At 39.9% G+C, this 25,122-nt stretch carries 18 protein-coding genes and 3 pseudogenes; 15 read left to right on the top strand and 6 right to left on the bottom strand.

Annotated features, from left to right (window positions below; translation table 11 throughout):
* Window positions 1-54 precede the first annotated feature (54 nt).
* The 6 genes and pseudogenes from ACZ1G6_RS09430 to ACZ1G6_RS09405 all read left to right on the top strand — a co-directional run bounded on the left by ACZ1G6_RS09430 (window position 55) and on the right by ACZ1G6_RS09405 (window position 6,823).
* Window positions 55-1,475: pseudogene (locus tag ACZ1G6_RS09430) on the top strand (CmpA/NrtA family ABC transporter substrate-binding protein).
* A gap of 62 nt (window positions 1,476-1,537) precedes the next feature.
* A complete protein-coding gene (locus ACZ1G6_RS09425) occupies window positions 1,538-2,530 on the top strand; it encodes an ABC transporter permease (protein WP_472616075.1) in 993 nt (330 codons plus the stop codon).
* Between the two features lie 36 nt (window positions 2,531-2,566).
* Window positions 2,567-3,424: an ABC transporter ATP-binding protein gene (locus ACZ1G6_RS09420; protein WP_472616074.1), complete on the top strand. Its 858-nt coding sequence runs from the start codon at window positions 2,567-2,569 to the stop codon at window positions 3,422-3,424.
* Between the two features lie 105 nt (window positions 3,425-3,529).
* Complete coding sequence (locus ACZ1G6_RS09415; protein ID WP_472616073.1) at window positions 3,530-4,702, top strand: alginate export family protein; 1,173 nt, start codon at window positions 3,530-3,532, stop codon at window positions 4,700-4,702.
* A 2-nt stretch (window positions 4,703-4,704) separates the two neighbouring features.
* Window positions 4,705-5,262 carry a molybdenum cofactor guanylyltransferase gene (gene mobA, locus ACZ1G6_RS09410; RefSeq protein WP_472616072.1) on the top strand — a complete coding sequence of 186 codons (558 nt, stop codon included), beginning with the start codon at window positions 4,705-4,707 and terminating at the stop codon, window positions 5,260-5,262.
* Between the two features lie 256 nt (window positions 5,263-5,518).
* Complete coding sequence (locus tag ACZ1G6_RS09405; RefSeq protein ID WP_472616071.1) at window positions 5,519-6,823, top strand: nitrate- and nitrite sensing domain-containing protein; 1,305 nt, start codon at window positions 5,519-5,521, stop codon at window positions 6,821-6,823.
* Window positions 6,824-7,014: 191 nt separating this feature from the next.
* On the opposite strand, the gene cheB is transcribed toward ACZ1G6_RS09405, so the two are convergent.
* From cheB to asnS, 4 genes and pseudogenes are all read right to left on the bottom strand, one after another.
* A complete protein-coding gene (gene cheB, locus ACZ1G6_RS09400; protein ID WP_472616070.1) occupies window positions 7,015-8,019 on the bottom strand; it encodes a chemotaxis-specific protein-glutamate methyltransferase CheB in 1,005 nt (334 codons plus the stop codon).
* A 176-nt stretch (window positions 8,020-8,195) separates the two neighbouring features.
* Window positions 8,196-11,353: pseudogene (locus ACZ1G6_RS09395) on the bottom strand (efflux RND transporter permease subunit).
* 11 nt (window positions 11,354-11,364) lie between these two features.
* The gene (locus ACZ1G6_RS09390; protein ID WP_472616069.1) at window positions 11,365-12,543 is read right to left on the bottom strand and encodes an efflux RND transporter periplasmic adaptor subunit; all 1,179 of its coding nucleotides are present in this window, start codon (window positions 12,541-12,543) and stop codon (window positions 11,365-11,367) included.
* A 277-nt stretch (window positions 12,544-12,820) separates the two neighbouring features.
* Complete coding sequence (gene asnS / locus ACZ1G6_RS09385; RefSeq protein WP_472616068.1) at window positions 12,821-14,218, bottom strand: asparagine--tRNA ligase; 1,398 nt, start codon at window positions 14,216-14,218, stop codon at window positions 12,821-12,823.
* Between the two features lie 186 nt (window positions 14,219-14,404).
* Here asnS and ACZ1G6_RS09380 point away from each other — a divergent pair, with 186 nt between their 5' ends.
* From ACZ1G6_RS09380 to ACZ1G6_RS09360, 5 genes are all read left to right on the top strand, one after another.
* Window positions 14,405-14,650, top strand: a complete 246-nt coding sequence (locus ACZ1G6_RS09380; RefSeq protein WP_472616067.1) for a hypothetical protein — start codon at window positions 14,405-14,407, stop codon at window positions 14,648-14,650.
* A 526-nt stretch (window positions 14,651-15,176) separates the two neighbouring features.
* Window positions 15,177-15,443 (top strand): EF-hand domain-containing protein, encoded by a 267-nt coding sequence (locus ACZ1G6_RS09375; protein ID WP_472616066.1) that lies wholly within the window; start codon window positions 15,177-15,179, stop codon window positions 15,441-15,443.
* A 16-nt stretch (window positions 15,444-15,459) separates the two neighbouring features.
* Window positions 15,460-17,007 carry a sensor histidine kinase gene (locus ACZ1G6_RS09370; protein WP_472616065.1) on the top strand — a complete coding sequence of 516 codons (1,548 nt, stop codon included), beginning with the start codon at window positions 15,460-15,462 and terminating at the stop codon, window positions 17,005-17,007.
* A 1-nt stretch (window position 17,008) separates the two neighbouring features.
* The gene (locus tag ACZ1G6_RS09365; RefSeq protein ID WP_472616064.1) at window positions 17,009-17,608 is read left to right on the top strand and encodes a hypothetical protein; all 600 of its coding nucleotides are present in this window, start codon (window positions 17,009-17,011) and stop codon (window positions 17,606-17,608) included.
* On the top strand, window positions 17,605-18,972 hold the full coding sequence (locus ACZ1G6_RS09360; RefSeq protein WP_472616063.1) for a sigma 54-interacting transcriptional regulator: 1,368 nt from the start codon (window positions 17,605-17,607) through the stop codon (window positions 18,970-18,972). Before ACZ1G6_RS09365 ends, ACZ1G6_RS09360 begins: the two co-directional genes overlap by 4 nt.
* Window positions 18,973-19,009: 37 nt before the next feature.
* Here the strand turns inward: ACZ1G6_RS09360 and bioA are convergent.
* Window positions 19,010-20,306: pseudogene (gene bioA / locus ACZ1G6_RS09355) on the bottom strand (adenosylmethionine--8-amino-7-oxononanoate transaminase).
* Between the two features lie 108 nt (window positions 20,307-20,414).
* Here bioA and bioB point away from each other — a divergent pair.
* The 4 genes from bioB to bioD are packed head-to-tail and all read left to right on the top strand — an operon-like array spanning window position 20,415 to window position 24,394.
* Window positions 20,415-21,551: a biotin synthase BioB gene (gene bioB / locus ACZ1G6_RS09350; protein WP_472616062.1), complete on the top strand. Its 1,137-nt coding sequence runs from the start codon at window positions 20,415-20,417 to the stop codon at window positions 21,549-21,551.
* A 6-nt stretch (window positions 21,552-21,557) separates the two neighbouring features.
* Window positions 21,558-22,808: an aminotransferase class I/II-fold pyridoxal phosphate-dependent enzyme gene (locus ACZ1G6_RS09345; protein ID WP_472616061.1), complete on the top strand. Its 1,251-nt coding sequence runs from the start codon at window positions 21,558-21,560 to the stop codon at window positions 22,806-22,808.
* Window positions 22,809-23,705 carry a methyltransferase domain-containing protein gene (locus tag ACZ1G6_RS09340; RefSeq protein ID WP_472616060.1) on the top strand — a complete coding sequence of 299 codons (897 nt, stop codon included), beginning with the start codon at window positions 22,809-22,811 and terminating at the stop codon, window positions 23,703-23,705.
* Window positions 23,702-24,394, top strand: coding sequence for a dethiobiotin synthase (bioD, locus tag ACZ1G6_RS09335; RefSeq protein ID WP_472616059.1), 693 nt, complete (start codon window positions 23,702-23,704; stop codon window positions 24,392-24,394). Before ACZ1G6_RS09340 ends, bioD begins: the two co-directional genes overlap by 4 nt.
* Here bioD and pepE read toward each other — a convergent pair.
* A complete protein-coding gene (gene pepE, locus ACZ1G6_RS09330; RefSeq protein WP_472616058.1) occupies window positions 24,377-25,069 on the bottom strand; it encodes a dipeptidase PepE in 693 nt (230 codons plus the stop codon). The two genes, bioD and pepE, sit on opposite strands and share 18 nt — an antisense overlap.
* Window positions 25,070-25,122 lie beyond the last annotated feature (53 nt).

The following is a 25,122-nucleotide window of genomic DNA, read 5'->3' as shown; positions in this document are numbered from 1 at the left end:
TACGGGCTTTTTGCATTTAAGAAAGCGTTTAAAAAACTGTAAGAGGGAATACACATGGAAACACTAATATTGAAAAAATCGCTTGGTAAGCTTGCCTCAGTCGTTTGCTTGTTAAGTTTGTTTACCACGTCGATATATGCCGAAGAAATTTATCCTGAAAAAGAAGAACTAAAAATTGGTTTTATAAAACTAACCGACATGGCACCACTTGCGGTTGCCTACGAAAAAGGGTTCTTTGAAGATGAAGGTTTATATGTCACTTTAGAGGCACAAGCCAACTGGAAGGTATTATTAGACAGAGTAATTGATGGTCAATTAGATGGCGCTCATATGCTAGCGGGACAGCCTTTAGGTGCTACCATTGGATATGGAACAAAAGCTCATATCGTGACCGCATTTAGTATGGATTTAAATGGTAACGGCATAACCGTTTCTAACGATGTATGGGCAATGATGAAACCTAATATCCCGCATGAAAATGGCTTGCCCGTTCATCCCATCAAAGCAGACACATTAGTACCAGTGGTCGAAGAGCTAGCCTCACAGGGTAAAGCATTCAAAATGGGCATGGTGTTTCCGGTATCGACCCATAATTATGAGCTACGATATTGGCTAGCAGCCGGCGGTATTCATCCTGGATACTATGCGCCTGACAAAGGTGATAATAGTGGACAAATAAAAGCTCAAGCCTTGTTATCAGTTACACCTCCTCCACAGATGCCTGCAACGATGGAAGCGGGGACGATTCATGGGTATTGTGTTGGAGAACCGTGGAATCAGCAAGCGGTATTTAAAAACATAGGTGTCCCAGTCATTACCGACTACCAAATTTGGAAAAATAACCCTGAAAAAGTATATGGCGTTAGTAATCAATGGGCACAAGAAAACCCAAACACTCATATTCTGGTTGTAAAAGCAATGTTACGCGCTGCAATGTGGCTAGATGAAAATAATAACGCTAACCGACCAGAAGCAGTAAAGATACTTGCACAGGCTAACTATGTAGGAGCAGATGCAGAGGTCATCGCAAATAGTATGACGGGCACCTTTGAATTTGAAAAAGGAGACAAAAGAGACATTCCTGATTTCAATGTTTTCTTTCGACATAATGCTACTTACCCGTATTACAGTGATGCAATTTGGTATTTAACCCAAATGCGTCGTTGGGGACAAATTTCAGAACCAAAGTCCGATCAATGGTATGTGAATACCGCCAAAGATGTATACAAGCCTGAGGTATATGCTCAAGCAGCAAAATTATTGATTGCGGAAGGTAAAGCGAATGCGACTGATTTTCCGGATTTTGCTAACGAAACTGGATTTAAGCCAAAGCATGATGAGTTTATTGACTATAGGTGCCTTATGACGGTACAAAGCCAAATGAATATTTGAGTCAGTTCACAATAGGCCTTCAAGGTAATTCCAGTGGTATTGTTGATCTTGAGTCAACGCCTACTGAGGTAGGGAACGAGTAGAGCTTGATGCTACTTGCCGCCATTGACCAAAATCCAATAAATTTAAATAGTAGGGATCTACCATGTTAAATAAAGTCATTACGCCAGCAGCGTTTAACAACATAACGTCAACCAATGTATTTGAATTATTCAGTGCGCAAATTAATAAACTTTTATTGCCATGTATCGGTATTTTGGTATTTCTTGGATTTTGGTCAATGGCGGCAAGCAGTATTGATACATCTTTAGGCTCATTCCCTGATCCTAAAGATGTATTTACTCAGGCGTCTGTTTTATTTCAAGAGCACAAAGACAGGCAGGAAAAGGCAGATGCATTTTTTGAGCGTCAAGAAGAACGAAACGCAAAACGCCTAGAAAAAGATCCTGATTATGTGCCAAAAATTAGACCATATACCGGAGCTCCTTCTTTTTTTAATCAAATATGGACCAGTCTTTATACTGTCATGTTTGGTTTTTTTATTGCTTCAATCATCGCGGTACCAGTTGGAATTATAAGCGGTTTAAGCAAATCGACCTACGCTGCGCTTAATCCCATTATTCAATTATTTAAACCAGTTTCACCTTTGGCATGGCTACCGCTTGTGACGATGGTAGTAAGCGCGGTATATGTTAGTTCAGACCCAATGTTTTCCAAATCATTTATCACCTCTGCTGTGACAGTATCGTTGTGCTGCATTTGGCCTACGTTAATCAACACATCTGTTGGCGTGTCCAATATTGATAGCGACCTTATAAATGTGAGCAAAGTGCTGCGTTTAAACCCAATTCAACATGTCATAAAAATTGTATTGCCATCTTCAATTCCTATGATTTTCACAGGTTTACGTTTGAGTTTGGGCATTGGCTGGATGGTGCTTATTGCCGCTGAAATGCTTGCACAAAATCCTGGTTTAGGAAAATTTGTTTGGGATGAATTTCAAAACGGCAGTTCAGAATCATTATCAAGAATCATGGTAGCTGTACTCACTATTGGCATTATTGGCTTTATTTTGGACCGATTAATGTTAGTGCTACAAAAATCAGTGAGCTGGGATAAATCAGCGACCTTACGCTAATTAAACGCAAATTAGGTATATAACTAGGAGCCTAAAATGACACATTTAACGCATTTAGAGTTAACGCAGGTCGGTATGGAATTTCCAACACCCAAAGGTGCATTTGTCGCATTAGAAAACGTCAATTTAAAAATTGCTGAAGGCGAGTTTATTTCGCTTATTGGGCACTCAGGTTGTGGCAAATCTACGGTACTCAATATTGTCGCTGGATTATATCAAGCAACGATGGGTGGCGTGTTACTTAATAATGCAGAAGTAAATGAACCCGGGCCCGAAAGAGCCGTGGTATTTCAAAATCACTCGTTGCTACCGTGGTTGTCAGTATATAAAAATGTTGAACTAGCGGTAAAACAAACTCATAACAATCGGTCAAAAAAAGAGATTAAACAATGGGTTGAACACAATTTGGATTTAGTCCAAATGACCCATGCAGCGCATAAACTACCATCTGAAATATCAGGTGGTATGAAGCAGCGAGTTGGCATTGCCCGAGCGTTATCGATGCAGCCTAAAGTATTATTAATGGATGAGCCCTTTGGTGCACTTGATGCACTTACCCGAGCGCATCTGCAAGATTCGGTAATGGAGATCCACGCCAAGCTAAAAAATACGGTCATTATGATTACCCATGATGTAGATGAAGCCGTGTTGTTATCTGACCGTATAGTCATGATGACAAACGGCCCTAAAGCAACAATTGGAGAAATTTTATCAATCGAATTAGATAGGCCTCGAAATAGAATCAAACTGGCCGATAACCCCTTATACAACAACTATAGACATGATGTTTTGCGCTTCTTATACGAGAAGCAAAAGAAGGTCGAAACTGTTAACAAGAACGGTTGTGCAGCAGATATCAGCGACACATCAGCCAGTAGTCATGATGCTGCTTAAATTTGTACTGCTAGCACTTTTTTAATTTTTGAACACTAAACACACGCAGGAATGATTAATATGCCTAACTATTGTTACCCAAAAAGTTTAAGTTTATCGATACTTATGTCCGCTTACTTTTGTTTAAGCAGCTTTGCCTTTGCGACAGATGGCTTCTATGAAGCGATGAGCACAGGGAAAGCTAATGTAGATATTAACTTAAGGTATGAAGATGTTTCTCAAGATAACGCCGCTCGAGATGCTAGTGCTTTAACATTACGTACTCGTTTTGGATATACTTCAAAAAGCTTCAATGGATGGTCGTTTAAGGTTGAAGCCGAAGATAGTCGAATCGTTTTGGGTCAAGGTGACTTTACCGTAGGACCAACAGGCTATAATCCGGGCATTTACTCTGTTATTGCTGACCCGGAAGTGACCGAAATTGATCAAGGTTTCGTGCAATACAAAAATGATAAATTCACATTCAAATTGGGTCGACAAGTCATTGCCTTAGATGGCCAACGCTTTGTAGGGCACGTAGGGTGGCGTCAAGACAGACAAACCTTTGATGCTGCTACTTTTACATATCAAGCAAACAAGGACTTTAAGGCTCAATATAGCTACGTTAATAAACGTAATAGAATTTTTGCCGAGGAAGCCGATCTGGATTCAAAAGACCACCTACTAAATGTTGTATACAACACAAGCGTTGGAAAGCTAGTCGCATATTCTTATGTGCTTGAAGTTGATAATGATGTAACCAATGGTTTAGATACCTTTGGTGTTAGTTTTCAAGGAAAACAAGGAGATAAAGATTTTACATGGCTTTACCATGCGGAATATGCGACACAAACCAATGAAACAGCAGGCGGAGATTTTGATACTAGTTATTTATTGGCCAAAGGAGGATTTGCAACTAAGGGTTATACTGTGAATGCAGCATACGAAGTATTAGGTTCAGATGATGGTCAGGTAGGTTTTGCTACGCCTTTGGCAACCTTACATAAATTCAATGGTTGGGCCGATTTGTTTATAAATACACCTGCACAAGGTTTGGTTGATATGCAAATTAGCGTGGCTACAGCTAAATTGGGAGGCAAGTGGTTGCTAGCATATCATTCGTATGAAGCAGATCATGCAACCGAGCTTGTTGATGATTTAGGGTCAGAAATTAATCTTCAATATACGACTAAGTTAGCTAAGCATTATGGCCTTGGTATAAAGTATGCCAGTTATTCAGGTGATAGTGGTAGACCCGACACAGATCGCTTTTGGGTTTGGATAAATACGAAGTTTTAAGCATGCAAACAATTGGATTACTGCTTGCTGGTGGACAATCGTCCCGAATGGGCACTGACAAGGCATTGCTAAGACTAGGTAATGAAAATATGCTCAATACCGCCTATAGCAAGTTACAAGCTTTGTCATTGGGTGCTTGTTACATAAGTGGGGCGCACCATGGTGGCTTAAAAGACCAATTTACAAAAGCAGGGCCAGCTGCCGCTATTGTATCTAGCATCAATCAACTAGCATTGCGTGATGGTGATATGCTAGTTGTCATGCCAGTAGACATGCCAGCTATAGGCAAGCAAGTGCTACCGCTATTGTTACACAATGCAAAAATAGCTCAACGCACTACATATATCGCGGCGCATTATTTACCCTGTGTCATTTGTGTTAACCAAGGTGTTAACCAGCAAATGTATGCTAAATTGGCGCAGGGCGAAAATATGTCGCTGCGTTTTCTACTGAGTCAATTTGACGCGCAAAAGTTAGACTACAAGCCTACTTTAATGCCGGGTATAGAACTAAATATAAATACGCCAAAGCAATGGCGAGACTACTCACAAACCGCGTAAATTTTGGTGCAATCATTTGTATAAGATGCACTTAAATAAGACATCTTTATCGATAATGTAGTGTATTTGGTCATAAGCTTGGTTTTCTGGAATGTTAAAATACTAAAAAATAAAACATTGAAAACAAAGCCTTAAAGAAACCCAGATGCAAATAAAATTCAAAACATCTTAATTCTAGCAATTTGGAATAACCTTTGCTTCTGTCTATTGTGTAAAACCTCTTACAACAATACTATCAAAGGAAGTGGAGGTATTTGTGGGTTCGAACAATACTCTGCGTTTTCTGTATGCGGCAAAGCAAGCCGAACTAAAAACTCTCGAACGATTATCAGATAATTGCCATTTAGTAACGCTTGTTTGTGAGTTGATCCATTATTTTCAGCAAGAACGAGGCATTTCAAATGTTTACTTGGCAAGTAAGGGAGAGCACTACATACAGCGAAGAAAACGACAAATAGAAAAGACTCAAATAGTACAAGATGCTGTTGTTGGACTATTTGATCGAACATATTTGGAGAAATATCAAAAATCAGATAGTTATCGTCTGTTATCAAGCATAGCGATTGCACTTCAAAGTATCGATGTTGTTGACGAGTTAAGGTTGTCGGTAGAGTGCCACCAAATTCCTCCAATAGCATCAACGCGCGCATATACATTTCTTATCTCAAATTTGTTGAGTATTATCTTTGAGGCTGCTGACATTGCTAATGATTCAGCCGTCACATCAGCGTTAGTTGCGCTGTTTAATTTTATTCAAGGTAAAGAATATGCCGGACAAGAGCGTGCATGGGGAGCTGTTGGATTCGCTAATTCACAATTTAACGACGAAATTTGTGAGCGTTTATTACAGTTACAAGAACAACAAACTATGTGTTTTGATATTTTTTGTGAGTATTCAATACCATCCTCATTAAAATTGTGGGCGGCCTTAGAAGAGCATGAAATTACACATGAGGTTAAAAAGCTACAAAAGCTAATCCAAATGCTATGTGATACTGATAATGTGTACCCTCACTTGAGCACAACTTGGTATGAAGTCTATACCCAACGTATCGATAAAATGTATGAAATAGAGCAAGTCTTAACCAAGGAATTACTCGACACATCTAAACAACGGGTTTGTGATGCTAACAAAGCACTAAGCGCGCTAAAAGAACATAATATTCGACAACCAAGCTCACAAGAATTACTAGATGCTGACAGTATTGATATCGCATCATTTGTTGCAGATACATGCACAGCTCAGTCAAGTTTTCATTCTTTAGACGATATATCGCTTGAGCCTTATCCATTTAGGATAAATCGTTCTGTATATGAGCTTTTAAAAAGCCAGTCATCGCGCATTCAGCAGATGAGTGATGAGTTATCCAGCGCAAAGCAAAGTTTGCATGAACAAAAGAAAATAAACAGGGCGAAGCTCTACATTATGCAAGAGTTTTCATTAAGTGAAGCAAAAGCGCATCAACGATTGCAAAAAGCGGCAATGAATCAAGGTCTATCATTAGTAGAGGTGGCGCATAAAGTAATTGAAGCCTCAAAAGGGCGTGGCGATAAAAAGTAATTAGCAAATTAAAAAGGGTAAGCAACACTGCTTACCCTTTGTTTACACACATAGTTTTACATACATTGATAAAGACCAATAAATCAATGTAAGGCTAGTATAAACAATTTATTGCAAATAACAATCATTATCATTCAATATTATTTGTTTAATTTTATTATCTCTTTAGCAATGGCATTATTGGGAAGTTCCTAGCTTGCGCCTCCAAGCTTAACTAGCGCGCGAGGCATGCCATAAACAACAGCGGTTGCTTCTGATTCAGCGATGGTAAAGGCGCCTTTTTCGTGGGCTTTTTTCATACTATTTGCTCCATCATCTCCCATCCCGGTTAACTGAATGCACATTAAGCGCTTTGCCGGGACAGCTTCAAGCGCTGTTGTAACCAGATAATCAACACTTGGGTGCCATATGTACTGCGTGTTTATTTTGCTAGGGCCAGCGTTAAGTATGTTTCCCTGTCGTTTGATAATGACATCACCATCACCCTGCGCTATATAAATATGCCCGCTTTTTAAAGGGTAATTCTTATCAAGCTCTACCACTTCTAGTTGACATAATGAATTGAGTCTTTGTGAAAAGACCTTTGTAAACCGCGCAGGCATATGCTGAGCAACGACAATAGGTGTGGTAAACGAGGCCGGCAATTGTTTTAAAATAGTTTGTAGACAATTAGGGCCTCCCGTGGACACACCAATGACAATCAATTCAATATTACTTCTTTGCTGCTTTGAGGGAATAAACATTGGCCGAGTAAGACCCGGTGTTACTTTTTTGTTAGCAGTATCGTTTGAATTTACATGCCGTCGTTTTGAATATAATACTGATTTTATTTTAAAAATGAGCGGGTTTTTATTACTAGTTTCCTTTGAATGTGCCATAACGCTTGGTTTATCAATATAATCAACAGCACCGTTTTCTAAAGCATCAAACGTCGCGCTTGCGCCTTTTTCCGTTAATGACGAGACCATAATTACGGGTCTTGGGCAAGTACTCATAATTTCTTTTAAACAGGTAATCCCGTCCATGACCGGCATTTCAATGTCTAGCGTGATTAGGTCTGGATTAAAACGTTTGATGGCAAGCAGACACTGCGCACCATCTTGTGCCGTTTCTGTTTCAAAGCCTGCACTTTCAAGTAAGTTTTTTAATAAACGCCTTGTTAGCGCAGAGTCATCTACGATGAGTATTTTACTCATGCATTAGGAACCTGTATGGAAGCTTGCATGTTGTATCGACCTATAAACCTATATATGACTATCTAGTAGTAATATATCGACTTTGTCGATACAAACTTGAAGCCTTCATTCACAAAAAAACCGAAGCAAAAGCTTCGGTTTTAGTGATAAGCGGATGTTATATTTTACATCAATCATTAAGCCGTTTTTGTTTTCCCAAATAATCGGCTAGACAGCTTCGAAAAGGCGTTGAATATCCAGCGGAAGGCCGCGCCTAAGTCTTCCAAAATTAAGTAAAGACATGGCACCAATAACAGGGTTACTAAGGTTGCATAAAGTACCGCAAACCCAAGTGCAACGGCCATGGGAATAACAAAACTAGCTTGTAGACTGCTTTCGAACATTATAGGTAAAACGCCCATAAAGGTCGTGATTGAAGTCAATGTTATTGCCCTAAAGCGTGCGCAACCTGCCTCTAGTACAGCGTCTTTTATTGAATACCCTTCTTTGCGACGAGTGTTGACAAAATCAGTCATCACCAGTGAGTCATTGACTACAACGCCGGCTGCAGCAATTAATCCAAAGAATGAAAACAGACTAATATCTAAGCCAAACGCAAAGTGTCCCCATACGGCCCCTGTGAAACTAAAGGGAATAATTGACATGATGATTAAAGGTTGCGCATAGCTTTTCAATGGAATCGCTAATAAAACATAAATAACAATCAAGGCAATCGCAAGGAAGCGAAGCTGTTCAGCTTGTTGGCTTTGTTGCTCTTGTATATCGCCGCCTAACTGCGTTTTAACACTGGGGAAACGCTCTTTCATTTGCGGGATAAGGTTTTCTGTAATGTTGTTTGTGAGCTCATTAGGTTCGATGCGTTCTTCATCAATAGAGCCCCACACATAGACGCTTCTGTATCCACCTTCACGACGGATATAACTGATCCCTGGCGATTCAATTAGTTCTACCACATCGCCAAGCATAACTTCAGAGCCACTAGGCGTGGATATAACAGTATGTTTAAGGTCTGCAAAGCGCTCACGCGTAAGTTCTGGGTAACGCACCATAACACGTACTTCTTCACCATTTCTTAATATACGCTGCGCCTCTCCACCATAAAAACTTGCGCCAACTTGTGAGGCAATAGTGCTTAAATCTAAACCTAAATCAAAGGCAACGGGTTTTAAGGACATTTGCACTTCTTTACTATCAGGGTCAATTGTTGAACTTATATCAAATGCGCCTTCTTGGCCTTGAAGAAGCTCAATTAAATATCGACCAGCTTGATTTAGGGTGGCGATATCAGAGCCAAATATCATATAGCCGAATTCACCATTACCACCTCCGCCATTTACATCATCACGTATAGTGATTGACTTTAGGTCATGGGATATCGGGCATTCTTTCGCGCCATCTTCTAGATAATTCAAAGGTACTAAATGGACGTAATTCCTCATCTACAAGGGGGGTTAATATCTCACCTCGATTACGTCCTTGATTAAAGACAAGTAAATCTCTAATCATGCCTTGCCCGAACTCAGCTTCGGTTTCTTTTTCAATCTCAATAACTAAAGCTTCGATTGTTTTAAGTGCATTTACCGTCGTTTCGTCTGAAACGGTTTCACTCATTTCTATATTAATACTCGGGAAATCATGTGGCACCTTTGGATTGGGTACCATGCGAACATGATTTGCTTGTATAAGTGCGATGCTAACCATCAACATCCCAATGAAAAAAGTCAAGGTCTGCCAGCGATAGGTAGTACAAAACGTTACAAAACGCTTATATGGACCGTAAACAAAGCCAAAGAATTTTTCATTAAATTTGTTGCGCCAGCTATTTTGAGGCAAAGGTTTAAAGCTAGACGCGGCAATGTGTGAAGGTAAAATAAGCTTTGATTCGATAAGTGAAAACGCTAAGCACAAAATAACAACAGCAGATATGTTGATAAATTGATCGGCATCAGGGCCTGAACTAAACAGTACAGGCGCAAATACTGCCATTGTGGTCAACACGCCAAAGGTTGCAGGCGTTGCGACGCGCTTTGCGCCCTTGACCACATTATTTACTGAATTACCGTGTTTTTCAATCTCGCTATAGGCTGATTCTCCAATCACTATGGCGTCATCAACGACGATACCAAGTACCATAATAAAGGCAAACAATGAGAGAATATTAATAGTTATGCCAAAAACCGGCATCATCATTAAGGCGCCCAAAAAACAAACCGGTAAACCTATCATTACCCAAAACGCGAGTTTGAATCGTAAAAACAGAGCTAGCATTAAAAATACTAAAACAGCACCTTGCGCGAGATTGCTCAGCATCATATCTAAACGGCCATTGAGATAGTAGGTCATATCAACAAGGACTTTAAGTTCTAGGCCATCAGGTAGGTTTTTGTTCTTTTGTTCAATATATGCTTTGACCGAATTTGCAACTGGCACAATATCCTGCGTTTTGGTGGCTGACACGCTTAAAAACAAGGCGTTTTCACCGTTATATTTAAAATAACGCTCGCCTTGTGTAAATCCATCTCTTATGTACGCTACATCACGCAATAGTACTTTGGCGCCAGCTGTCCCAAGCTTAATAGGAATCGCTGCAAACTCTTCTCCATTATATAATTGATTTTCTACCCTTACTGCAATTGTACCGGCATCAGTGCGTATTTGACCTGCTGAATAGTTTGCAGAATAACGAGAAATTGCTTGAGAGATATCGCTGATGGTTAGATCATATTTACGCAGCATTTCTGGTTGTATTTCAATTGAAATTTCGTCTTCTGGCGCATTTGCGTTCGCTAATTGTACATTTTCAAGAGCCAGTAATTCGTTTTCAATTTGTTTACCAATTGGTTTGAGCTCATTCAGGCTTAAATCGCCTACCAAAGATAGCTCCATTACTTCTTGATTCCACTCTTGTTGTGCAACGGTAATAGGTTCCATACCCGCTGGAAAAGTAGCAACGCCGTCTATTCTCGCTTTTACTTTATCAAGTACATCGGGTAAGTGTTCATCAAGATGAATTTCCATGGTGACTCGACCGCCTCCACGCCATGAGCGGCCAATATTCTTTTTGACTTCAGGCAGATCTTTAATGGCTTCTTCGATTTTTTTAGTAATGTTTTCTTCTATTTCTTTAGGAGATGCGCTCAGAGTAATTAATGTAAGCATTTATATAATTACGTTCTACATTAGGAAACATTTGCTTTTGGATAGAAAAGTAACTAGCTATCCCAATAATGATAATAAATATCATCAGTAGATTAGCTGCAACAGGGTTCTTTGCAAAATATGCAATCAAACCGGTTTCACTTTGTGAGGATGTCACCTGAGTTGAGTCTGTCATGGTTCTATTCCCTAATTACCGACGTTTGCTGAGAATACAGTTGTTGCTGTATTTGAAGAGCTTGGTACTTCAAGTACTTTTACTTCCATACCATTTTGCGGATATTCTGGTAAGTTAGTCGCTAATTTTTCTTGCGCTTGAATACCACTGCTAATGTAAAAATACGTTCCTTCTTCCCTAATAACTTCTACGTCATGAGCTTGAAGTCTATTTTCATCATCCACTACCCATAAGCGTCTGTTATTTACCAAAGACTGAGGCACTTTATATACATTTTGAAGCTCAATACCTGCAAATGAAACTTCTACATAACTACCAAATTTAATGGCGGTATTTGCCGTTTTTACACCGTACGGGTCATCTATTCTAATGACTAAATGTTGCATTCTCGTGCCTTGGTCAATTAAACCAAGATTTCTATTTACATAAGCAATACGCTCATTACTGCTATTACCTTGCGCTCTAACAAAGGCTTCAGCATTTTGAGTTTGATAATCTAAGAAAGGGCTATCAAACCCAGCAATTGGTACTTTTATTTCTGCAGTTTCGATATTGTTAAGTTGTGCGACTCGCATTCCTGCGCTAACAAATTGACCAGTTCCAATGTCACGAGAGACAACAAGGGCATCATAAGGGGCTTTTACAATTGTTTTTTCTAAATTTCGTTGTGCTATTCGCAAGGCTGCTTGTGAAGATTTTAGACGGGCTTGAGCGCTTAATACTTGCGGCTTTCTTAAATAAAGGTCACTAACTTGTGCCGTGGGTAACGATTTTGCCTCGCGTTTGGCTACTTTTTGCCGCGCGAGCTCTTCGGTGAGAGTCGCTTGTGCCATCGAGATATCTGCTTGTGCTAATAACACTGCTGCTTCATAAGCATCGGCTTCGATAGTAAATAAGGTTTCACCTCGTTTGACGATGCCTCCTTCAACAAAAGACGGATTCCAACTTAACACTTCACCATTTACTTGCGCTGCTAAGCTTGTACTTTCAAGAGGCTGTACTTCACCAAAACCGGTAATAGTGACTTGATGATTAATTGGAACAAGGGTTTCGATTGAAACCGATGGCCTTGTATCTTCTGCTTGCTCTTCATTATTATCATCGGCTGTAGCATTGATACCAGTCATTAGCAAAATAGTTACGGCAATTATGCCAAGTATTGAAGCTAGCTTAAGTAATATCGATTTCATTTTTTCATTCCTTTAATGAGCCATCGCAAAGTGGAGTGCAAATTATTTAACGCTAAGTGTAATGACTAAGTGTTTACAAAGAATGTGCCAAATGTAACTAAATATATTTGTGACTATTAGCAATATCCTAAACCCCTTGTTTATAGGGACTTAGGAGGTCACTAATAAAAAATCGATAGATGATATTAATCAAAAATAAAAAACGCAGGTAATTTTACCTGCGTTTTTATTAGTGTATCTGACTACATAGTGGCTGATCTCACCACTGCATAGACCACTAGTATTGTGCGTTACCGGGAGTACGAGGGAAAGGGATAACGTCTCTTACATTTTGTACACCAGTCACATAAGCAACTAAGCGCTCAAAACCAAGTCCAAAACCGGAGTGTGGCACAGTGCCATAGCGACGCAAATCACGATACCAAGCATAGTCCTGAGGGTCCAAGTTCATTTCTTTCAGTCTTGCGTCAAATACATCCAAGCGTTCTTCGCGTTGGGAACCCCCAATGATTTCACCGATGCCAGGTGCAAGGACATCCATAGCAGCTACAGTTTTACCATCATCATTGATGCGCATATAAAATGCTTTAATGTCTTTTGGATAATTTTGCATAATGATTGGTGCACCAACATGTTCTTCAGCAAGATAACGTTCGTGTTCTGATGATAAATCAACACCCCATTGAACAGGGAATTCAAAGCTCTTTCCACTTTTTTGCAATATATCAATAGCATCTGTGTAATCCATTCTAACAAACTCAGAATCAATTACCGATTGCATACGCGTTATAACGTCTTTGTTTACGCGTTGTTCAAAAAACGCCATATCGTCAGGGCGTTCGTTTAGTACCGCATCAAATACGTATTTAAGTAAGTCTTCAGAAAGTTGTGCAATAGTCGCCAAATCTGCAAATGCAACTTCTGGCTCAATCATCCAAAACTCTGCCAAATGTCGGCTAGTATTTGAGTTTTCAGCTCTAAATGTTGGACCAAAGGTATAGACCTTGGACATTGCTGAGCAATACGTTTCTACATTTAATTGTCCAGAAACAGTTAAAAATGTTTCCTTCCCAAAAAAGTCTTGATTGTAATCTACATCGCCTTTATCGGTGCGTGGCAGGTTGTTCATATCCAAGGTGGATACTCTAAACATTTCTCCTGCGCCTTCAGTGTCAGATGCGGTTAAAATTGGCGTGCTGATCCAGCAATATCCACGTTCATGAAAAAAGCGGTGAACGGCTTGAGATAAGCAGTTTCTAACCCGCGTAACTGCTCCGATAATATTTGTTCTGGGGCGTAAATGAGCATGTTCACGCAGATACTCTATGCTATGACGTTTTGCGGCCATCGGGTAGGTGTCAGGGTTTTCCACCCATCCAACAATACTTACAGTGTCAGCTTCAATTTCTAAGGCTTGACCTTTGCCTTCTGACTTCTTTAACGCACCAGTAACCTCAACAGAACAACCTGTTGTTAGTTTCGTTATCTCTTCGTAATTATTCAATGAGTTCAAGGCTACGACTTGTAAAGGGTCGAAACAGCTTCCATCATGTAATGCAATAAAAGAAAGTCCTGCTTTTGAATCACGTTTTGTGCGCACCCAACCTTGAACCGTTACCACAGTTCCTTGGGAGTGTTTACCAGCCAAGATCTCGGCGACTGGGGCAATCGTCATAGTTAATCTCCATGAATTTTGAATAATTATAGTGTGTAAGTGATTTTCTTTATGCCTTGACTCAGCTTCTATTAATGTTTTGTCATTTAAGCGATTAGGCTTTAACGTAAAAAAGAAACTTCTTATCAACAAGCATCATAGTAGTATACTGTAGTCATTAAACGAAGGCACTACTCAGACAGCAATATGTCCAATAAAACTCCGATAAAAGCGAATGTTGACAAAAAAGATGCTCCAATGCATCAAAAATCAACCAATAGTGACGATGTTCGCTTTGATGAGAGTCAGTTAAAACCTCCAAAACGTCATGTTGAACGACGTAAGCAGTCTAGAAAACAAGATGTATTGTATCAATGTGTTGTCATCCTAAATATTGTCGCCTTGGTTTATTATAGTGATGGCGCTGGTGACATTTCATTATGCTCGACCTGATTTTATTACTGGCGTGCAAAATTATTGGGGTATTGAGGGGCGCGACTTTTGGTCAAATGAACACTTAGATGACTTGTTGTTGCTCTTACAAGCCAGCTTAGTTTTATCTGGCCTTACTATGCTTTTACGACGAACAAGAAATCGAAGGAAGTCTGACAGATTTGGAGTTAATCTCATGATTTTATTCGCTATTTCAATAATTAGTTTACTTGTTATATATGTAAATATGTAAATACTACCAATTGCGTCGTTAATACGGTTGCAGATAAGCTACATTCTTAAATCCCCATTTTTAAAGGCCTTGGCACTCTTTCTATGAAAACAGCGTATATCCTATTAATTTACTGTCTTTAATACGCGACACTTTGAGATTTTTCATTAACAGTAATCATATGTAAAGTATTGAAAAATAATAATAAAAACTTATTGGCACGTTACTTGTAATTATCCTTATCGTTGCTTACACAACATAAATAGGCAACCCATGTTATTACTTTATTACTGGGACTTAAAAAGGAATAAAACAATGAATGACTCAAACTCAAGCATCACTAAAAAATTGATTATCATAGGCGCAAGTGTTGTTGCTATTCAGGCAATCTCAGCGCTTAATCAAGCAAGTGCTCAAGAAAGTTTAATGGCGACTTTAGATAAGGATCAAGATGGTTTGATTTCTCTTAAAGAAGCAGCGGGGCATAGTAAATTATTAGAAATGTTTAATCAGATTGACCTTAACGAAGACGGCTTTATTAGTCTTGATGAGCTAAGTGCAAGTGAATTAACAAAAGGTTAACTAAAGACCCCTTAGCTTGGATATCATAAAAACTATACAAACTCGGTATCCAAGCGCTTTAATTAAGCGCTTGAACCCTCTTCATTTATTTGCAATGCTACAGCCTTTCAAAGGAAGGTTGGATATTCGTGTGCAAATCCGTTCGTTAAAGCAGTTGATTTTGGGTAGCTTCTTTGTTGCTCTGGTTCCATTGATTGTTTTGTTATGGCAATCACAGCAAGACTTCGAATCGCTAGAACAAACCACCGAAACTAACACTGAGTTTTTTATGTTCATGACAAGTGAACTTAGAAAACTAGAAGGACAAAGTAGTGATGTAGAGAGGCTTATTCGCTCGTATCAAATTTTGCCTGAAGCACAAGTTCAGGTTTTGGCTGAGAACGCCTTGGCGACATATGCTGAATATCGCACTATTTTATGTGACCGATTAGGCAGCAATCGAGCGTGCGAAAGTTTACAAAAAGCAATCTCCCAAGTAAGTAATTATCGAAATTTTAACGATGAATTGTTACTTGATGCTCATTTAGCAAGCCTGGCTCAAGCTGAAATAGCCCTTCGAACTGAAGTGCAAACAGCCATTACGAAAGTCATTAATAATCAAGAAATGTTATTAAGCGAGGTGAGAAGCAGGCAAGGGTACTCTACCTTTGCGCTTGTGATTGTGTCGCTAATACTCATTTTATTTGCAACGCGACTTATCACAAAACCCGTTGATAAACTAAAACACATCATTAAAGCCATTGCAAACAATGAGCTTGAATTGCCTATTGTCCAAGCTAATACCGGTCCTAAAGAACTTATTGAAGTTGAACGAGATTTATATTGGTTAAACGACCGATTGATGCAACTTGAAAAAGTCAGGACAGCATTATTACGACATGCTTCTCACGAACTTAAAACCCCGATGGCAAGTATAAAAGAGGGATGTGATATCCTAGACAAAGGTATGGTGGGCTCATTAAGTGCGACACAGCAAGAAATTGTGAATTTACTTATTTCTTCCACCGATAGGCTAAATTTATTGATCGTCAAATTGCTTGATTATAACGCCTTATTGCAACAAGCCGAACCAAGCTTTGAACGCGTTAACGTGAATGAGATGCTGCAAGAGTGCCAACAAGATTATGCATTACTTCTATCACAGAACGATCAACAATTACGCTTAGAAGTGGCCAGTGATACTCATTTTGAAACCGATCATGAGTTATTACGCCGAGCAATGGATAATTTAATTTCAAATGCGATTGCTCATGGTAGTGTTCATTCTGCAATTGGTGTGCGTGTTGAAGTAGATAAAGACATCGTTATTATTGACGTCACTAATAAAGGTAAGAAGATAACGATTGAGCAAAGAAAAGAGATTTTTGAACCTTTTAAACGAGGTCAAGATGCAAGAAATGATAAAGTAGTAGGCGCAGGTTTAGGCCTATCTATAGTAAATGACTGCGCTCGCTTATTGAAAGGTGAGGTGGCAATTGTCGACGTACTGGAAGCTGATGTATGTTTTAGGGTGACATTGCCTAGATATGCATCGAATCATGCCATGATGGCAAGAGGCAAATAGAATGAAAAAGTGTTTAGCAGTAATAAGTAGTCTGCTATTTTTAGGGGCGTGTGATTTGTCACCAAAGCCCGAAAATGTGCCAGTAGTAACGACGCCAAAAGTCGATAAAAATTTATGTGAAACTGAAATTGATAAAATCAAAATGGGGATGTTTTGCGATCTTGAAAGTTGGCTAGATTTTACTTATCAAGCTAACCAGACTGATTGGCTTGTTCGTCAAGAAGCAATGGCTGAACTTGATGACGTACTGCCTTATCATGTGATTCAAAAAATACTGTTAAGTCAGCCTGCTGATACACCATATCGCTATCGTTTGAGAGCGCAAAATCAAATTACACAGATAAGTGATAGTCTTGCGCCTGACATTGCCAACATACTTACAAATCTTATTTACCCTAATAGTAAGCAAATGTTAGAGCTGGAGTCAGCAATCACGATATTAAGCAGTGTTAATGCGCGCCAAGAAGGCGAGTTAAAAGCAATACAAGAAGAGTTAAAAGGTAGCGAAGAAGCCTTAGAAAAACAAAGAGCTCAAGTAGACCAGTTACTAAAAATCGAAACGGATTTATTAGAAAAAAATAAGAATAGGAACAGGCATTGAATACCGACGACGTTGTGCAAGCAAAATCAAAATTACTGTTAGTTGATGATGATGAGACCTTACTTAGGTTAATGTCAATTAGGCTAGAAAACGAAGGCTTTGAAGTAACCAGTGTAAATAATGCCACTCATGCATTACGTTTAACTTATAACAATGTATATGACGTAGTGCTTAGTGATTTGCGTATGCCAGGCATGGATGGCATGAGTTTGTTTGATGAAATTTTACAAAAACATCCAAACTTACCTGTGATTATTATGACGGCACATGGCAGTGTTAAGGAAGCTGTAGAAGCGACACAACGAGGCGTATATAGCTTTTTAACCAAGCCTGTTGACCATACTGAGCTTAAAAAGGTCTTAACCAGAGCGGTCAGTCAAAACAAAAATCATGAAATGGGGGAGTGGAGCGAAGAAATTGTCACGCAGTCTCCTATGATGATTAGATTGCTCAAACAAGCAGAGCAGGTGGCTGACAAAAACGTCAGTGTATTGTTATCGGGGGCAAGTGGTACAGGTAAAGAATTACTCGCACAAGCCATTCATAAGGCGAGTAATCGCAGTGAAAAGCCTTTTGTAGCGATTAACTGCGGCGCCTTGCCTGAAAATCTACTTGAGTCTGAATTATTTGGCCATGTGAAAGGCGCATATACTGGCGCGCATCAAAATACCCAAGGACTCTTTAGGGACGCTGATGGTGGTACGCTGTTTTTGGACGAAATTGGCGATATGCCTGTTGCTTTGCAAGTCAAACTCCTACGTGTTTTGCAAGAAAGAAGTGTGCGTCCAGTAGGTGCGACTCAATCTATTAATGTCGATGTTCGTATTATTTCAGCAACACATCGAGACCTCGAACAAGCGATGAAGGAAAGCGAGTTTAGAGAAGATTTATTTTACAGATTAAATGTGGTCAATTTAGAAATACCTACGCTAAAAGAACGTTTTGAAGATATCCCAATATTGGCGCAGCATCTGTTGAGACAAAGTGCAGAAAAACATGGTATTTCGGTGACAAAGTTTACGGATGATGCAATTAGTCTAATGAGTAAGTTTGATTGGCCTGGTAATGTTCGTCAACTAGTCAACGTGGTAGAACGTTGTGTTGCACTTACCCAAAGCGCTACTATCCCCGCGTCGTTGGTAGAACAAGCGCTCTCGCAAGAGAGTCAACATTGGCCAACCTTGACTGAAGCTAGAGACACTTTTGAGTATGAATATTTGTGTAAGTTGCTTCAAATGACACAAGGCAATGTGACAAGAGCCTCAGATTTAGCAGGTCGTAATCGTACCGACATGCATAAATTAATGAAAAAACATGGGCTGATGGCGGCAGAATTTAGAAATGGTGAAAACCCACATAAATAAAGGTTTGTCACCATTTACGGCTTAGCATGGCCTTTGATTAGGCCACTGATTGAACACCGGCTTTGATTGCATCACACAAGGTTTTAATGTGCTGTGGTGTGCAGATGAAAGGTGGCATGACATACACAAGTTTACCAAAGGGCCTGATCCAGGCCCCATTTTGGATAAATACTTTTTGTATGTTGGCAACGTTAACCGCCTGCTTCATCTCAACTACACCGATGGCGCCTAGCACCCTTACATCTGCCACTGCGTCGTGGCCAGATAAACATGTTAGCTCTTGTATTAGCTGTTGCTCAATCTGCTTTACTTTATTTTGCCAGTCATAGCTTAGCAATAAGTCGATACTAGCATTGGCTACTGCACACGCTAGAGGGTTGCCCATAAATGTTGGACCGTGCATAAATACACTAAGGCGAGCCCTCACATACGCCTTGCGCAACTTGTTGAGTGCATAAAGTGGCAGCCATCGTCATATATCCCCCAGTTAATGCCTTGCCCAAGCACATAATATCTGGGCTCACATTTACATGGTCGCAAGCAAACAGCTCGCCCGTGCGTCCAAATCCTGTTGCGATTTCATCACAAATTAACAACACATCGTATTGGTCGCACAGTTGCCTGCATTCACGAAGGTATTCGGGATGATATATTCTCATCCCACCAGCACCTTGGACAACAGGCTCTAGAATAAGCGCAGCGATATGTTGATGCTCTTTTTCCAATATGTCTTTCATTGGTGCAATATCATCCGGATTCCATGTTTGATCAAAGCGTGTTTGTGGGGCCGGAGCAAAAAAATGTTCTATTAGTGATTTTTTGAATAAAGAGTGCATTCCGTTAATTGGATCACATACTGCCATAGCAGCAAAAGTATCGCCATGGTATCCGCTACGTGGGGCAAGCAGCTTGTTTTTATCGGTTCGACCTTGGCAAGCCCAATATTGCATTGCCATTTTTATCGCGACTTCCACCGACACTGAGCCAGAATCTGCCAAGAAGACTCTTTCTAATCCATCGGGACTGATATCAATGAGTTTTCTACATAAATCGATTGCTGGTTGATGGGTAATACCACCAAACATGACATGTGAAAAACTATCAATCTGAGAATGTGCGGCTTGGTTTAACTCAGGGTGATTATAGCCATGTATTGCTGCCCACCAAGACGACATCCCATCGACTATTTGTTCACCACTTGAGAGTGAAAAATAGACATCATGTGCTCCTACCACTTCGTAGCAAGGTAAAGGGTCTACAGATGAAGTATAAGGGTGCCAGATATGGCGTTTATCGAATTCTACGTTGGATAAAGTCGTGCTTCTACTGTTCAAAATTTAACCTAAAGTAAAGTTTACTAATTAAATTAGATTGACAAAAAGGGGATGCCACATAGACTAGAGCGTAACCCTCTAAGAGTAAACAGTTTTGTGAGTTTATATATGAACACAGCTACCCCTAAGCGCAATCTTGAGTCTGACCCACTGGGTCATCAAAAAACAAATATTCGCCATGATTGGACGCTAGAAGAAGTTAATGCAATGTATGCAATGCCTTTCAATGATTTAATGTTTATGGCCCAAACGGTGCATCGTGCACATTTTGACCCAAATCATGTTCAAGTAAGCACGCTACTGTCAATTAAAACTGGGGCTTGTCCTGAGGACTGTAAATATTGTCCACAAAGCGCACGTTATGACACAGGGCTTGAAAAAGAGCGCCTTCTAGAGATTAAAAAAGTTATCGAGCGTGCAAAAGAAGCCAAAGCAGCAGGCTCGACTAGGTTTTGTATGGGAGCTGCATGGCGTAACCCAAAAGACCGCGATATGCCTTATGTAAAGGACATGGTTAAAGAGGTTAAAAAGCTTGGCCTTGAGACATGTATGACCCTAGGTATGTTAAGTACTGAGCAAGCGCTTTCGTTAAAACAAGCGGGGCTTGATTATTATAATCATAACCTCGATACCTCACCAGAGTACTATGGCGACATTATTACTACGCGTACATACCAAGATAGACTCGACACCTTAGATAATGTTCGCAAAGCTGGCATGCATGTATGCTCGGGCGGAATCGTAGGCATGGGCGAAAATGCAGATGACCGTTCTGGTTTATTGATTCAGTTGGCAAATTTGCCCCGCCACCCAGAAAGTGTACCAATTAACATGCTAGTGAAAGTGAAGGGTACACCACTAGACAGTGTAGATGACTTGGAGCCATTTGAGTTCATCCGCACCATCGCGATTGCCAGAATTATGATGCCTGCATCATATGTTAGGCTCTCTGCAGGAAGAGAATCAATGAATGAGCAGATACAAGCTCTTTGTTTCTTGGCAGGTGCAAACTCAATATTCTATGGATGCAAGCTACTCACCACTTCTAATCCTGAAACACACGAAGATGTACAATTGTTTAATAAATTAGGTATTAACTCACAAAAAACACGCACATATTCTGACGAGGCGTATTCGGCTGTATTGCACGATGAAATTGAACAAGCAAATGCTGAAAAGGCCAATGGCTCATTGTTTATTGACGCGACTCAAACATCGCTTAATAAACAAATGGCAAAAAGTTAGTCACAGATGGCGTTTGAGTATTTAGCGCAGGCGCTTAAAAACAGACGTTCGCAGGGTTTATATCGCAAGCAAGTGCCTATTGATAGGAACTATCAGGGCCTCATTGAGCTATCAGGTAAGCATTATTTAAATTTTGCCAGTAATGATTATTTGGGCCTAAGTCAAGATGAACAAGTTTTACAAGCATTTACTGAAGGCTTGAGTCTGTATGGTAGTGGTAGCACGGCATCGTCTGTGGTAACCGGTTATAGTCGTGAACACCGTTTATTAGAAGATGATTTGTGTGAGCTGTATAACATGCCTAGGACTATTTTGTTTACTAGCGGTTTTGCTGCTAATCAGGCTATTTGTCATGCTTTGTTTGCCGGTTCTGGCTTGTCAAAGAAAGCTGATAGTGATGAACGTATGCAAATCGTAGCAGATAAGTTTATGCATGCTTCTTTTGTTGAAGGCGCGCTTGGCACTCAGGCAAATTTTGTACGATATAAACATAATGATATTGCACACGCGCAGCAAAAATTGGACCCCAAATCTCACCATACGCTTGTTGCGACAGAAGGCATATTTAGCATGGATGGTGACAAGGGCAATATAAGCGCCATAAGCGATATGCTTGACCAGCAATACCCAAGTACTTCTTCAAAGCCTTTGTTGCTTGTTGATGATGCACATGCTATCGGCGTTATTGGAAAAGATGGCTATGGCACCCTTGATACTGGCGAAGCAAAAAAACCAAATGTTGATATTTTAATGGGTACATTTGGCAAGGCTTTAGGCACTGGTGGCGCGTTCGTTGCTGGTTCTGAGATGTTGATAGAATATATGATTAATTTTAGTCGCCACTATGTTTATAGCACCGCATTTAGTGCTGCTCAAGCTCGGGCAACAAGAGTTTCTTTAGCACTTGTTGGGCAATCCGACAAACGGCATAAACTGCTTAATAACATTGCGTTATTTACCCGCTTAGCTAAGCAAAATGGTTTACCCATAATGCCGTCACTTTCGGCTATACAGCCCGTCATTATTGGACACCCGCAAGCATGCGTTGCATTTAGCCAAGCATTAGCACAATTAGGACTTTGGGTGCCTGCTATTCGCACACCTACTGTACCTGCTAATACCGATAGATTGCGAGTTACCTTATCATCTTTACATGCAGAACAAGACATACATGCCTTAGTTGAAGGGATCAGTATTACTTTGCCTAGCATTGAGAAACAGTTTGGGCTCAAGCTTAGCTCAATGGGTAAATCATAGATGGATGCAAGCACTAACAAAGATGATGATATTGCATCGCAAAGTTTGCAAAAAAACTATAAACAAATTCTTGGAGATAGCTTTGGCAAGGCAGCACAGCAATACGATGAGCATTCATTTGTTCAAAAGCAAATTGCTGATTTTGGGCAAATCATATTTACTGAACTGCAAAGTGCTAATGCTTCAAACAAGCATAGCTTTCTTGATATTGGATGCGGTACAGGACATAGTTTTCATCAATTAGGACAAGAGTTTTCTACGCTTGTTGGACTTGATTTATCAAAAGCGATGCTTGACCAAGCTAAATTAAACGCCCAAAACACAGCCGAAAAAAGAATGCAAAAATCGTATTTTTGCCAAGGTGATGCAGAGCATTTACCATTTGCAACTAGTAGTATTGATGCGATTTATTCTTCAATGGCCCTGCAATGGTGTGAGTCACCTGAAGCGGTGATTAATGAAGTATATCGAGTACTTAAACCTAATGGTTATGCAATGCTCGCGCTCTTGTCTGGTGATTCATTTTCTAAGGTGCACAACGCATATGCATCTTCAGGCTACAAAAGCCGCTTAAACTATTTTATTTCCTCACAACAGTGGATTAGTTGTGCCGCGCAGTTGCCTGCTGAAGTGTCTTATCAACAAAAGGTATTTTGTACGCAGCACAAAAATTTGTTGAGTCTTTTACGCTCAGTCAAAAATGTCGGTGCTAACGTTAAGCTGGACAATAAATACAAGCCATCAATTTCAAAGCAAGAGCTAAAGACTATCGAACTAGCCTTGACTCAAGACAGAAGCGATATTAAGAATCAAGGTGAAATATTTGAACTTGATTACCACGTTCTTTTCCTATCAATATCAAAACCCTCAATGAATGGCGAGTTAAGTATTTTATGAAGACATTTTTTATTACTGGAACTGATACCGATGTCGGTAAAACCTTGGTGAGTGAATTAATTTTGCAAAAATTAGGACAACTGGGTATCGATAATTTAGGGCTTAAACCCATCTCGGCAGGATGCCAGAATACACAGCATGGATTAAGAAATGATGATGCATTGGTCTTGCAAGCTGCAAGTTCTATCAGTGTTCCATATGAAATTACTAACCCGATAGCTTTTGAACCGCCCATTGCGCCTCATATTGCAGCGCAATCAACCGGTCAACAAATCACCCTTGAAGCCTTGGCCCAAGATTTACAAAAAGCCCAGCAATTTTCTCCTAGTTGCATGTTAGTTGAGGGAGCAGGTGGGTGGCGGTTACCGCTCAATAATGACGGTTTGTTTTTCTCGGATTATGTAAAGCAACATAAGATGAAGGTTATTTTAGTAGTAGGGATGAGGTTAGGTTGTTTAAATCATGCCTTACTAAGTTATGAAGCAATTACAAATGATGGACTTGAATGTGTGGGATGGATTGCCAATCATGTTGATGAACATATGATGAATTACACAGAAAACAAAATAGCATTGCAGTCATTAATAAATGCACCGTTGTTAGCTGATGTACCATACTTTCCAAATAGAATATCACCAGCCAATGCCGAGCTTAAGATTAGTGCAGAATTTTTAGATATATTCAGTTAAATCATGTTGTTGAGTAATTAACAGCTTTTTATCACTTTCAAAAATAACGCCATCAAGTTCGCCCATTAACTTAAGTTTGTTATCTTGTAATAATAACCCGGTCCCCTCCCGTATACCAATAACGGGGGTTATCGGGTTAATCATGCAAAACTCTGCGATACGTTGGTCTCTTGTTTCACCATGAAAACCTTCAATTTTTTCATCGGTATAATGAGGGTTGATTTGCGCGCTAATAAACCCAAAAGCAGTAAATGAAGGCACATCAATGATGGGCATATCATTAGTGGTTTTAATGCTGGCGCCGCATATGTTTGAGCCAGCGCTCCATCCTATATAAGGCACTTCTTGATTGACTCGATTTACAATGACATCGACTAAATTGTATTGATAGATATGGTGAAGCAAATGAAACGTATTTCCTCCCCCGACCATAATAGCTTTGGCATTGTTTATCGCTTCAATTGGGCTGTGATGTTGGTGAATACCTGTAATCGATAAATGGGGTAAGGCGTTTTGAACATTTTGGGTGTACGCATCCCAACTAATGGTAACCCCTGCATAAGGTATAAATAAGATATCTTTTGTTTGCGCGAGGATGTCATCAATCCAGCTCAATGCGTATTCTAAGTATCCGTGGTTCGTGTATTTAGAACTACTTAACATTAATACTTTCATAAGTTTCCTTTTAAATAATGATGTAAATCAAGCTCATTGCTCAGCCATGAATA

The organism is Glaciecola sp. HA4-3, from assembly GCF_055693685.1.
This window is presented reverse-complemented; position numbering and strand designations above follow the sequence as displayed.